The organism is Candidatus Dedyshia acidiphila (assembly GCF_051025295.1).
Taxonomy (GTDB): Bacteria; Acidobacteriota; Terriglobia; order Terriglobales; family Acidobacteriaceae; genus KBS-83.
On sequence record NZ_JBMGJV010000007.1, the window covers coordinates 1 to 12,253 of the forward strand.

Consider the following 12,253-nt stretch of genomic DNA (forward strand, 5'->3'; position numbering starts at 1 on the left):
AAAAAACTTGAAGTAGCGCATTCCCGGCAGGATGGCGAAGTAGTTGTTGCTGATGGTGAAGAGCTCCCCGTTGAAGTCGCCCGTGATCGCCTGCGCCCACAGCGGGACGAACGGGCTGACCGTCGCGCCGAGGTAGCGCACGTACGGCGTCTTGCTCAGGTCTGGAACACTGACGATCAGGAACTGCCGCGCGCCCGCTCCGTAAAGCGTTTGAATGTTGTTGGCAATCGCCGCGATCGCGTCCTGCAGGATGAAGAAGCCCTCCGCATCGCGAGGACTGGCGACGATGCTCGGCAGTGCGTCGGCCAGATCATCGGCGCCGATCCAGATCACGTAGAGCGTGTCCGGCGAGGCATGCCCGCCGAAGTCGTACAGGTACTGATTCACCTGCGTCTTCAGGTCGAAGTAGGGGAAGGCCGGCGAGTTCGCCCGCGCCCGCGCATCGCCGACCGCGTAGTTCGTAAACTTCCCGGGCTGCCGGAGCGACGGACGTCCGCTCTGCGGCAGACCCATCGCATCGGCAAGCTGCTCGGCCCATGTCTTGCCATTCGAGAAGTGGTGGCCGCCGATGGCGTACGCGCGGTTGGGCGGCCCGATCGTGAACGGCTTCCGCGTGAGCTGGTCGGTGAACAGATAGTTGTTGCCGGAATCCGTCAGGCTGTCGCCGAAGAACACGATGCGATCCGGCCGCTGGGCAGAGGCAGATACCGCGAGCGCGGCGAAACCAAGCACCAGCGCAAAGAGGGAGGTAAGAAGGCGGCGCATAAAAGATCCTTTGGCTGGCGTGGAATGCGGGGAGGACCCCGACTATGTGCCCGTGACGGAGAGTTGTCAATCGGGAACCGCCACAACCCCGGCGCTTCGAACCGAACAGTTACACTGCCCTCATGGAGCCCAACCGCTTCGGACGCAAACTGGGCATCGGCGTCCGCGTGGCCTCGCGCATGGTCAAGGACCGCGCCGCCGCCAACCCCGCAGCAGCTCCCGCCAGCAACGCCGCCGCGAACTCCGCCCCCGCACCTACGAACACAGCCTCCCCGAACACCGCACCGCCCCGCGCCTCCCGCTCTGCTGCACCCGCGACGCCGAAGACGCCGCCCCCCCAGCTACAAGGAACCCGCACGCCGCGTCGGCGAGGGCACGCGCCGTTTCAGCAAGGCCTTCGTTGGCCCGCTCGCGCACGTCAGCCGCACGCTGTGGTTGGAGATCACCGGCCTGCTGTTCGCGCTGTTCGCGCTCTTCTTCGCGCAGAATGCCTGGAAGCTCCGCGACGCTGCCGTCCACGGCGCCGACCACACCCGCTTTCTGCTCTACTGCCTGGTGACCCTCGTCTTCGTCTACTTCTCTGGATCGTCGTTCTGGAAGTCCGCACGCGCCACCCGCCAACGCCGGAGGGCGCAATGAGTGACTCCAAACCGACCGACTCGAACGCCCCCAAGCCCGTCTGGACCGCCGACGACCTCGCCGGCACCGATCCCGATCGCGACATCGGCTTCCCCGGCGACTACCCCTACACCCGCGGCATCCAGCCCACCATGTACCGCGGCCGCCTCTGGACCATGCGCCAGTACGCCGGCATGGGCGATGCCGAGGAGTCCAACCGCCGCTACAAATTCCTGCTCGCCAACGGCACCGCCGGCCTCTCCGTCGCCTTCGATCTCCCGACGCAGATCGGCTATGACTCCGACGACCCGATGGCCGTGGGTGAGGTCGGCAAGGTCGGCGTCGCCATCGATTCGCTCGAGGACATGGAGCGCCTCTTCGCCGGCATCCCGCTCGACACCGTCTCCACCTCCATGACCATCAACGCGACCGCCAGCATCCTGCTCGCGCTCTACGTCGCGGCCGCGCGCCGCTCCGGCGCCAACACCCGCAAGCTCTCCGGCACCGTGCAGAACGACATCCTCAAGGAGTACATCGCGCGCGGCACCTACATCTATCCCGTCGAGCACGCCATGCGCATCATCACCGACATGTTCGGCTGGGCCGCGCGCGAGCTGCCCGACTGGAACACCATCTCCATCTCCGGCTACCACATGCGCGAGGCCGGCTCGACCGCCGCGCAGGAGGTCGCGTTCACGCTCGCCAACGGCCGCACCTATGTCGAGGCGGCGATCAGCAGCGGGCTTGACATCGACAGCTTCGCCCCGCGCCTCTCCTTCTTCTTCAACGCGCACAACGACTTTCTCGAAGAGGTGTCGAAGTTCCGCGCCGCGCGCCGTCTCTGGGCGCGCATCATGCGCGAGCGCTTCAGCGCAAAGAACCCGCGCTCCTGGATGCTGCGCTTCCACACCCAGACCGCCGGGTCGACCCTCACCGCGCAGCAGCCGGAGAACAACATCACCCGCACCGCCGTGCAGGCCATGGCCGCCGTGCTCGGCGGCACGCAGTCGCTGCACACCAACGGCTACGACGAAGCGCTCGCACTGCCCACTGAAGAAGCAGCCCGCATCGGCCTGCGCACGCAGCAGATCATCGCCATGGAGTCGGGCGCCGCGCAAACCGTCGATCCCTTCGCAGGCAGCTACTTCATCGAGGCCGAGACCACGCGCATCGAGCAGGAAGCCGAACAGTACTTCGAGAAGATCGACGCACTCGGCGGCATGCTCCGCGCCATCGAGCGCGGCTATGTCCAGCAGGAGATCCAGAACGCCGCCTACGACTACCAGCGCCGCGTCGAATCGGGCGACGCAGTCGTGGTCGGCGTCAACCGCTTCACCCGCGATGCCGAGCCCGGCGTCCCCCTCCAGCGCATCGACCCCGCCCTGGAGCAGCGCCAGATCGACCGCCTCCGCGCCCTGCGCACGAAGCGCAGTCCGTCACGCTGGCAGCAAGGCATCGACGCCGTCACCGAACGTGCCCGCAACGGCGACAACCTCATGCCCGCGATTTTGGAGGCAGTCGAGAGTGATGCGACGGTGGGTGAGATTGCGGGTGCTCTGCGGAAGGTGTTTGGGGAGTATCGGGAGACGGTTGTGATTTGACGATTTACGATCAGTGTCGAAGGTGATGTGAAGCTTCTTAAATCAGGGCAGGGAATCAAGTGAACGACGGGGACCGCAAGTTGATGGAGCAGGCGATCGAAGTTGCAGAGCGCTGCAGACCGATCGCGGATCGAATACCAAAAGTGGGAGCAGTTATTTCAGTTAGAGGCACGACCATCGCCTCCGGACACAGGGGCACGGGATTGGCAGGCGATGATGATCACGCTGAGAAGGTAGCTCTATCTCGGGTGTCGGAAAAGAGCGACCTGCCGGACGCGACCCTTTACACCACGCTGGAACCATGCACGCGTGAAGTGCGTTCCAAGCCGCTAGAGTGCTGCACCGAGCTCGTCCTGCAGTCAGGTATAAAGCGTGTTTTTATCGGCATCCTCGATCCCAATCAAGGGGTGCGAGGCAAGGGATTGTGGGAGCTTCAAGATCGAGGTGTCGAAGTTGAGTTATTTCCACCGGACCTCGCTGCGAGGATTCGCGCCCATAACGAAGCTTTCATACGCGAGCAGCGGTCTCTTGGCATCCGCATTACAAATGTCAGTCAGGGGCAGGTGATTCGTACTTGGGACAAGGGGGGAGTGTTCCAACTTGCTGGTAGCTTTACGAATCCCCCCGGGCCCAACGTATTCGCGATAGTCAACAAGTCTGATCAATGGTGGCCACAACCTTATTCCCTTACCATCAACGAGGAGAATCGCTGGTCAGTGAAGGTACACTTTGGCGCATATGGGGAACATGTGCTCTCCATTGTGCAGGCTAATCAGCTAGGAATTGAATTAGTCGAATATTATCGAAAGATCGTCAGACTCGCTGTGCAACGCAAGATGATTTTTGAGTCGCTGGAAGTCGCCCTCCAGGAAAGAGATGAGGTGAAAGTAATACTTGGTAATCTATACCCCGGAATAGAGCTTGGAGCATTGCCGAAAGGCTTGGAGTTACAAGCCCAGGTCGAGGTCTTCGTACAACATCCACCGGCTTAGAAGGCCTAGGTTCGCTGGCACGTATCCTAGCAAAGCCAGGGAGAGTGCTCCGATGCAATGGAAAGTGCTGAAGCGCGTTAGCCTGCAGCCGCACCACCTCAGTCCCGGTCGTACCACGCACACCTTGGTGGATGCCAGCGGTGCTCGCCCATTTCCGCCGTTCACGTCCTTAGAGATCGCGCGCTACCCAGAGGATTCCGGCTACTACCTACTGCACATCTGTGAAGGCGGCCCAGGAACAGATACGTGGCACGAGACTCTTGAACACGCCGTGAAACAAGCTGAGTGGGAATTCGATGTGAAGCGAGAAGAGTGGATCGATGTTGGCGTGAACGAAGAGTAGTCGCCTGGGTGCCCCATCCTAGCGAAGCTAGGGTGGAAGTCTTCCGATCCTTCGCCTCACCTTCCGCGTTACCCTTCTCACACGAGAGGCCACGTTTATGCCCAACCGTCGCACCCAGACACTCCTGTTCGCGCTCCTCGCCGCACCCCTCCTCCACGCCCAGCAGGACGTGCACGCCCCGCTCGCCCCCATCGCGACTCGCCAGACCGCGCCCGTATTCCATCTCCCCAATGCAGCAGGGAAGTCGCTCTCGCTTCGCGATTTCCGTGGCAAGGTCGTGCTGGTCAACTTCTGGGCGACCGAGTGCGGTGGCTGTGTGCTCGAACTGCCCACCTTCGTCGATCTTCAGCGCGAGTTCCCCGAGCATAAGTACACCGCGCTCGGCATCTCGGTTGACGTGCCCTATGACAGCTTGCCCAGCGCCGATGCTGCATGGAAGCTCGTCGCGCCGTTCGTCGCGAAGCACGGCATGACCTACCCGATCGTCATGGGCGACCAGGCCACCGTCGACCTCTTCCACATCACCCAATTCCCTGACACCTACCTCATCGACAAACAGGGCCGCGTCGCCGCCACCTACGTCGGCATCGTCAGCAAAGACGACGTGGAGCGCAACATCAAGACCCTCCTCGCCGAGTAGCGCTGGCAGCACTCACTCCCGAAACGAAACCGTTGCGCGCACAATCTCAAGGACCTTGGCCGACACATCGCCGCAACTCGCTACACTGGAAATAGAGGCAACTGCAGCACAGCGGTGCGGGCACGATTGGCAGAACCCTAATGCCAATGCGCAGAGATGTTTACGGCTAAGCTCTTTCGAACACCACAGATAGCCGCCCCGCCGGTAGCAAGCTCCAGAAGATCAGCGACTTAGCCCCGATCCTCCGGCGAGGAGGAGGGGGAGGGGTGGGGGGACGGTCTTACCGTCTGCTCATCAGCCGTTTGCTCAAGCCGACGGGCTCGCTCCCACCGCAACCCCGTCGCCCACCAGCCCGCGCAGGCGCGCGTTCTCCCGCTCCAGCTCTTCAATTCGCTTCCGCACCGGCTCAAGCGTCGCCGCGAGCTCCTCCTGCGTGTACCGCGGCGTGATGTGCTGCGGGCAGTTCCAGTCGAACGCCTCTACATGAATCAGCACCGCGCGCTCCGCCGGCGTCTTCTCGCCCGGCACCCGCAGCTTGGCGAGCAGCGCCGCCGACTCGCCATCGTTCTCATGCACCTCCGCACGGCCCAGGATCTTCAGCCGCATCTGGTGCGCGTAGTCCATGAAGAACAGCGCGACACGCCCGTCATGCTGCAGGTTGCCGACGCTGATGTACTGCTTATTACCGCGCAGGTCGGCAAAGCCGAGCGTCCGGTCATCGAGCACCCGGAGAAAGCCCGCCTCTCCACCGCGGTACTGCATGTACGGCCAGCCCGTCTCGCTCACCGACGCCATGTAGAACCCGTCGCGCCTGGCAAGGAACTCCTGCTCGAAGTCGCTCAGCCGGTCGCCCGGGTCGTCCGACTGCTCCACCCGCGCATACTGGCGGCGGCTCCCGTGCTTCTCCTGCTGTTCCTTGACCAACGGCGTAAACGCAAGCTCTGCAAAGCGGCGGCTCATGGGCTCTCCTATCCGGCGTACTCAGGATGCGCCGCGCCGGCTGCGGATTCAGTCATCCTCGTGCCGTGTGAGGATTCCGTGACCGCGCGCCGGTCACTCGCCTTTCCAGGCCCGCTCCAGCGCGGCGATGTCCAGCTTGATCATGCCCATCATCGCCTTCATCACGCGTCCCGCCTTCGCCTGGTCGGGATCCGCTAGCATCTGGTTCAGCGTCTCTGGCGTGATCTGCCAGCTCACCCCGAACTTGTCCGTCAGCCAGCCGCACGCCATGGTCGAGCCGCCGTCCGTCAGCTTCGCCCAGTACTCGTCGATCTCGTCCTGCTTCGCGCAGAGCACCATGAACGACACAGCAGGCGTGAACTTGTACTGCGGCCCACCGTTCAGCGCCACAAACTCCTGCCCGCGCAGCGTGAAGCTGGCTGTGATCACCTGGCGCTGCCGGGCCGCATCGGGAAACGAGTCCGGGAAGCGGCTCACCGCGCCCTTCCTGGCGTCACGGAAGACGGAGACCCAGAAGTCCACCGCCTCCTCCGCCTGAGTGTCGAACCACAGGAACGTCTTCAGCGTCTGCATGCGAGGTCCTCCTCCGCGGCAAGAGTGTATCGGAACCACCCCGGCCAGCGAACCCCTTCTGTATCGCGCAGGGGAGGCGCGGCAAGCGGCGCCCGGTGCTACCCTAATGGGTTCGCGAATCCCCTCTGAAGGACCCTGCGCCCGTGTCTACCTCTGTTGCCGCGCCCGCCCTGCGCAAGACGCCGCTGAACGCCACGCACCGCCGCCTCGGCGCCAAGATGGTCGACTTCGGCGGCTGGGATATGCCGGTTGAGTACTCCGGGTTGATCGCCGAGCATATGGCGGTCCGCACCGGGGTCGGCGTGTTCGACGTCAGCCACATGGGCGACATCCAGTTGCGCGGGCCCAACTCGCTCGCGGCTGTGCAGCACATCTCGATGAACGACGCCTCGAAGCTGAAGGACGGTCAGGCACACTACTCGGCGCTGCTCTATCCCAACGGCACCTTCGTCGATGACGTGATCGTGCACAAGTTCTCCGATAACGACTACCTGTTGGTCATCAACGCGGGCACGCGCGAGAAGGACGTGAACTGGGTGCGGCAGAACGTGGGCCACATGCATGGCGTGCATGTCTCCGACTACTCGGACTACTACACGCAGCTTGCGATCCAGGGGCCGCGTGCCGCGGACGTTCTGAAGAAGCTGACCGACCGCGACCTGGACGGGATCAAGAACTACTGGTTCACCTGGGGCACGGTCTGCGGGCTGCACAACACGCTGATCGCGCGTACCGGCTACACCGGCGAAGACGGCTTCGAGATCTATGTGCCTTCAGATGTTGCGACCAGCGAGCGCGTGTGGAACGAGGTGCTCGAAGCCGGCAAGGAATTTGGCATCCTGCCCTGTGGCCTTGGCGCGCGCAACACGTTGCGGCTGGAGTCCTCGATGGCCCTCTACGGGCACGAGATCTCGGAGGAGATCAACGTCTTCGAGGCTGGGCTCGATCGCTACGCCAAGATGGAGAAGGGTGACTTCGTTGGCCGCGAGGCGCTAGAGCAGGTTCGCACCGCTGGTGGCCCCAAGCGCCGACTCGCCGGCCTCGAGATGGTGGATCGGGGCATCGCGCGCGACGGCTACCGCGTGCTCTCCCCGGATGGCAAGCCGCTAGGGACGGTCGCTTCAGGGTCGCCCGCGCCCTTTCTGAAGAAGAACATCGCAATGGCACACCTGCCCATCGAAGACACCGCGCCGGGCACCGAGGTAGCGGTCGAGATCCGCAACCAGCCCGTGAAAGCTGTTGTGGTGCCGACGCCGTTTTACAAACGCCCAAAGAAGTAGCACCCGTAGTGGCAAACGACTTGTGCGGGTGGTGGAACTCTTCTTCTTCCGCCCGGTTGTTCCGGCTCATAGAATGGACTCGAAAGGACCTACCCTCGCATGCCCGATTACCCGGCTGGCTACAAGTACACCAAGGAACATGAATGGATCGAGCTCTCGGGCTCGGAGGGCAAGGTCGGCATCACCGACTACGCACAGAACTCGCTCGGCGACATCGTCTTCGTGGACCTGCCGAAGGTCGGCTCATCGGTCGAGAAGGGCCAGGTCTTCGGCTCTGTTGAGTCGGTGAAGGCCGTCTCGGACCTGTACTCGCCCGTCTCTGGCAAGGTGACGGCCGTGAACGAGGAGCTCGCCTCGGCTCCGGAGAAGATCAACACGGACGCGCACACCACCTGGATCATGAAGGTGCAGTTCGATGGCGGGGTCGACGACCTGCTCTCGAAGGATGCGTACGAGACGTATATCAAGGAAGAGACGCACTAACTCCCCGGGACGCACTCCCGATACGCAACTGTTGCGGTGACCCTAAGAAGGACCAGACATGCGCTACCTCCCGAAGTCCGACGCCGAACGCGCGACCATGCTCAAGGAGATTGGCGTCTCCTCGATCAACGACCTGTTCTCGAGCGTTCCCGCCGAGTACCGACTCACACGCGACCTCGACATTCCCCGACAGATGGGCGAGTCCGAGATCGTCGACTACTTCAAGCAGGCTGCCGCGAAGAACGCCAATGGCTACGTCAGCTTTCTGGGCGCGGGCGCGTATCGCCACTACAAGCCGGTGCTGATCGATGCGCTGGTGCAGCGTGGCGAGTTCCTGACCTCCTACACGCCGTATCAGCCAGAGATCACGCAGGGCACGCTGCAGGCCATCTTCGAATTCCAGACGATGATCTGCGAGCTGACCGGCATGGAGATCGCAAACGCCTCCATGTACGACGGATCGACCGGTGCGGCCGAGGCCGTGATGATGGCAGTGCGCGTGACCGGGCGCTCTGACGCGCTGATCGCGAAGACGGTGCACCCCGAGTATCGCGAGGTGCTGGCCACCTATGCGCAGCACCAGAACATTGGGCAGCAGACGCTCGCCTACGGCGAAGATGGTCGGCTCGATCTGAAGGCGCTCGATGCGGCGCTGACAGATCAGCATGCGTGCGTGCTGGTGCAGTCGCCGAACTTCTTCGGTGTGGTGGAAGACATTCCGGCGATCGCCGAGATCGTGCACAGGAAGGGCGCTCTGCTGATTGTCTCGATCGCAGAGGCCATCTCGCTCGGCGCGGTGCGTCCACCAGTAGAAGCAGATATTGTCTCGCTCGAGGCTCAGTCGTTTGGCGTTGCGCTCAGCTACGGTGGCCCCTACTGCGGCGTGATCGCAGCCAAGGAGAAATACCTGCGGCAGATGCCGGGCCGGCTCGCCGGCCAGACCGTCGACAAGGATGGTACGCGCGGTTTTGTGCTGACGCTCTCTACGCGCGAGCAGCACATTCGCCGCGAGAAGGCGACCTCAAATATCTGCACCAACCAGGCGCTCGTCGCGCTGATGGCCACGATCTTCATGAGCGTCTACGGTAAGGAAGGCATCCGCGAACTCGCGCTGCACAACCTGGCCAAGGGCAGTATGCGTCACAGTCACTGTCACAGAATGGCCGCTCGTCCGAGACCAAGCTGCTCTTCGCCAACTCGCCGCGCTTCCACGAGTTTGTGCTCGTCACGGATGAGCCCGCAGACACCGTGAATGCGCGCCTGCTGGACGACAAGATCATCGGCGGCCTCTCGCTCCAGCGCTTCTATCCGGAGCTGGGCAATGCCAGCCTGTGGTGCGCCACCGAGGTCACCACCCGTGAACAGATCGACCAGGCCGCCCGCGTGCTGCAGTCCACGCTGGTGCACGCCTAAGGAGCCCCGATGGCCACGACAACACCCGAGATGACCGACGAGATCACGTTTGCCGGCGAGCGCCGCAAGGTCTCCTCGCACATCACGCAGAATGAGCCGCTGATGTTCGAGAAGTCCTCGCCCGGCAAGCGTGCCTACAAATTGCCGCCGCTCGACGTGCCTGCGGTCGATCCGAAGCAGGCGCTCGGCGAGGCTGCTCGCGACGAGGCGGCGGGACTGCCGGAGCTCTCGGAGATTGAACTGATCCGGCACTTCACCCGGCTCTCCACATGGAACTACGCGATCGATCTCGGCATGTATCCGCTCGGCTCCTGCACCATGAAGTACAACCCGCGCGTCAACGAGTTCGTCTCCCGCATCGAAGGCATCGCCGAGGCGCATCCTTATCAACCGGAGCAATTGTCACAGGGTGCGTTGCAGATCCTGCGCACGCTCGAGAAGGCTCTGATCGAGATCACCGGCATGGACACGATCACGCTGCAGCCCGCCGCCGGCGCGCATGGCGAGTTCACAGGCATCCTGCTCACCCGCGCGTATCACGAGTCGAAGGGCAATCCTCGCCGCAAGGTGCTGATCCCGGATTCCGCCCACGGCACCAACCCGGCGACAGCGGCCGTCTGCGGCTACCAGGTGGAGAACCTGCGCTCGAACCAGCACGGCATGGTGGACATCGAGCAGCTTGCGAAGCAGGTGGATGAGAACACTGCTGCGCTGATGCTGACCAATCCGTCGACGATCGGCGTGTTCGAGAGCGAGATCCACAAGATCGCCGACATCCTGCACGCCAAGGGCGCGCTGCTCTATATGGACGGCGCGAACATGAACGCGCTGGTTGCGAAGACGCGGCCCGGCGACTTCGGCGTCGACGTCATGCACCTGAACCTGCACAAGACCTTCTCGACTCCGCACGGCGGCGGCGGCCCCGGCTCCGGTCCAGTCGCGTGCAAGAAGATCCTCGAGCCGTTTCTGCCCACGCCCGTCGTCCGCGAGGCACAGGACGGCACGCTACGGCTCGACTACGATCGGCCGCACTCGGTCGGCCGTGTGCGCATGTTCTACGGCAACTTCGGCATGTTCGTCCGCGCGCTCGCTTACATCCTGGCGAACGGCCCGGACGGCTTGCGACAGACCACCGAAGATGCTGTGCTGAACGCGAACTATATTCGCAGCAAGCTCGAAGGTCACTACGAACTGCCGTACAAGACGCCCTCGATGCATGAGGTGGTCTTCAGCGACAGGAAGCAGCAGGCCCGCGGCGTGAAGACCGGCGACATCGCCAAGCGGCTCATCGACTATGGCTTCCATCCCTACACTGTGTCGTTTCCGCTGATCGTGCCCGGCGCACTGATGATCGAGCCGACCGAAAGCGAATCGAAGGAAGAGCTCGACCTGTTCATCGACGCAATGCAGCAGATCGCACGCGAGGTGGAAGAGAACCCGGCGCTCGTCCTGATGGCGCCGCACAACACACGGGTGAAGCGCATGGACGAGACCGCAGCGGCTCGTAGGCCGGTACTGCGCTGGAAAGGGCCGCCGTCCCCCATCGCCCTCGGCGTCGACACGCCGGCAAAGGACTGGTAAGTGCCGGACGCGCCCACCAGCACCGACGTTCTGCAGTCGCGCGCCGTCGCCGAGCGCCGTGATGAACTCGAGCGGCACGAGTTCATGCTCGGCACGGAGCGCGGTCGCCTCGCGGTTTCGCTCGACATGCTGACTGACGCGCTGATCCTGGTTGGGCAGCACGGCGTCTACTGCGTCTCCAACCGCAATCCATCGAAGCCGGCGCTGGACCTGCAGGTCGTGCTCGACCAGATCAACGGCGCCAAGCAACTGATCCAGTCCACGATGCAGGAGCTCGAGCGCAAACGGGGCTGAGGCGTCGCGGGCGCTCGGTGTAGAATCGAGGTGCGCGCCCGTAGCTCAGCTGGATAGAGCGATTGCCTCCGGAGCAATAGGTCGGGAGTTCGAATCTCTCCGGGCGCACCACACCTTCAAGCCCGGCCGGCGTACTCCCGGGTCTCCGTATTCACTTTGATCTTCTCGCCTTCTTTGATGAAGAAGGGCACCCGCACCTCGAGCCCTGTCTCGAGCTTCGCGGGCTTGGTCACGGCTCCGCTGGCCGTGTCGCCGCGCACGCCGGGCTCCGTCTCGCTCACGGTCAACTCGACACTGGTCGGCAGCGTAACGCCAATCGGGTTGCCGTTGTAGAGATCGATCTGCACCATCGCGCCCTCGATCAGGAAGCCCATCGCGTCTGCCGTCATCTCGTCGCTCAGCCGCAGCGTCTCGAAGCTCTGCTGATCGAGGAAGTATGAACCCTCCGAGTCGCTGTAGAGATAGGACGCAGGCACGGTGACGAGATCGGGCTCGCGGAACTTGTCGCCCGCCTTGAACGTCTTGTCGAACACTGCGCGTGTCAGCAGGTTGCGCATGCGCAATCGAACCAGCGTCTGCCCGCCGCGCGCGGTCGGGGTCGAGATCTCCGACTCCAGGCAGTAGAACGGTGTGTTCTCGAACTCGATCGTCATCTTGCGCTTCACATCGATCGCGTCGATCAGGGCAGCCATTGCTCTCCTCGCGGGACT

The 12,253-nt window shown here is 63.3% G+C and carries 13 protein-coding genes, 1 tRNA gene and 1 pseudogene; 11 read left to right on the forward strand and 4 right to left on the reverse strand.

Translation table 11 applies throughout. The features are described 5' to 3' along the window. A partial coding sequence (locus AC5IJH_RS04520) for an SGNH/GDSL hydrolase family protein (protein WP_491901615.1) occupies positions 1-765 on the reverse strand: 765 nt, incomplete at its 3' end. A gap of 435 nt (positions 766-1,200) precedes the next feature. On the opposite strand from AC5IJH_RS04520, the gene AC5IJH_RS04525 reads away from it, so the two are divergent. The 5 genes from AC5IJH_RS04525 to AC5IJH_RS04545 all read left to right on the forward strand — a co-directional run bounded on the left by AC5IJH_RS04525 (position 1,201) and on the right by AC5IJH_RS04545 (position 4,959). Beyond that, positions 1,201-1,404, forward strand: a complete 204-nt coding sequence (locus AC5IJH_RS04525; protein WP_491901616.1) for a hypothetical protein — start codon at positions 1,201-1,203, stop codon at positions 1,402-1,404. Continuing rightward, a complete protein-coding gene (locus AC5IJH_RS04530; protein ID WP_491901617.1) occupies positions 1,401-2,984 on the forward strand; it encodes an acyl-CoA mutase large subunit family protein in 1,584 nt (527 codons plus the stop codon). The genes AC5IJH_RS04525 and AC5IJH_RS04530 overlap by 4 nt, the downstream gene beginning before the upstream one ends. Before the next feature lie 59 nt (positions 2,985-3,043). Then, the gene (locus AC5IJH_RS04535) at positions 3,044-3,976 is read left to right on the forward strand and encodes a cytidine/deoxycytidylate deaminase family protein (protein ID WP_491901618.1); all 933 of its coding nucleotides are present in this window, start codon (positions 3,044-3,046) and stop codon (positions 3,974-3,976) included. A 52-nt stretch (positions 3,977-4,028) separates the two neighbouring features. Further along, positions 4,029-4,319: a hypothetical protein gene (locus tag AC5IJH_RS04540; RefSeq protein WP_491901619.1), complete on the forward strand. Its 291-nt coding sequence runs from the start codon at positions 4,029-4,031 to the stop codon at positions 4,317-4,319. A 97-nt stretch (positions 4,320-4,416) separates the two neighbouring features. Next, on the forward strand, positions 4,417-4,959 hold the full coding sequence (locus AC5IJH_RS04545; RefSeq protein ID WP_491901620.1) for a peroxiredoxin family protein: 543 nt from the start codon (positions 4,417-4,419) through the stop codon (positions 4,957-4,959). 306 nt (positions 4,960-5,265) lie between these two features. Here AC5IJH_RS04545 and AC5IJH_RS04550 read toward each other — a convergent pair whose 3' ends face one another. Together AC5IJH_RS04550 and AC5IJH_RS04555 are read right to left on the reverse strand one after the other, a co-directional pair. Next, complete coding sequence (locus AC5IJH_RS04550) at positions 5,266-5,919, reverse strand: pyridoxamine 5'-phosphate oxidase family protein (protein WP_491901621.1); 654 nt, start codon at positions 5,917-5,919, stop codon at positions 5,266-5,268. 93 nt (positions 5,920-6,012) lie between these two features. Then, positions 6,013-6,492 (reverse strand): VOC family protein, encoded by a 480-nt coding sequence (locus tag AC5IJH_RS04555; RefSeq protein WP_491901622.1) that lies wholly within the window; start codon positions 6,490-6,492, stop codon positions 6,013-6,015. A gap of 143 nt (positions 6,493-6,635) precedes the next feature. Here AC5IJH_RS04555 and gcvT point away from each other — a divergent pair, with 143 nt between their 5' ends. The 6 genes and pseudogenes from gcvT to AC5IJH_RS04585 all read left to right on the forward strand — a co-directional run bounded on the left by gcvT (position 6,636) and on the right by AC5IJH_RS04585 (position 11,654). Then, positions 6,636-7,772, forward strand: coding sequence for a glycine cleavage system aminomethyltransferase GcvT (gcvT, locus tag AC5IJH_RS04560; protein WP_491901623.1), 1,137 nt, complete (start codon positions 6,636-6,638; stop codon positions 7,770-7,772). A gap of 99 nt (positions 7,773-7,871) precedes the next feature. After that, the gene (gcvH, locus tag AC5IJH_RS04565) at positions 7,872-8,255 is read left to right on the forward strand and encodes a glycine cleavage system protein GcvH (RefSeq protein WP_491901624.1); all 384 of its coding nucleotides are present in this window, start codon (positions 7,872-7,874) and stop codon (positions 8,253-8,255) included. Positions 8,256-8,313: 58 nt separating this feature from the next. Then, positions 8,314-9,668 (forward strand): annotated as a pseudogene (gene gcvPA / locus AC5IJH_RS04570) (aminomethyl-transferring glycine dehydrogenase subunit GcvPA). 9 nt (positions 9,669-9,677) lie between these two features. Next, complete coding sequence (gcvPB, locus tag AC5IJH_RS04575) at positions 9,678-11,249, forward strand: aminomethyl-transferring glycine dehydrogenase subunit GcvPB (RefSeq protein WP_491901625.1); 1,572 nt, start codon at positions 9,678-9,680, stop codon at positions 11,247-11,249. Beyond that, a complete protein-coding gene (locus tag AC5IJH_RS04580) occupies positions 11,250-11,543 on the forward strand; it encodes a hypothetical protein (RefSeq protein ID WP_491901626.1) in 294 nt (97 codons plus the stop codon). It abuts the gene before it with no gap. Between the two features lie 34 nt (positions 11,544-11,577). Further along, positions 11,578-11,654 (forward strand) — tRNA-Arg (locus AC5IJH_RS04585). 5 nt (positions 11,655-11,659) lie between these two features. Here the strand turns inward: AC5IJH_RS04585 and efp are convergent. Next, positions 11,660-12,235, reverse strand: coding sequence for an elongation factor P (gene efp, locus AC5IJH_RS04590; protein ID WP_491901627.1), 576 nt, complete (start codon positions 12,233-12,235; stop codon positions 11,660-11,662). Positions 12,236-12,253: the final 18 nt, after the last annotated feature.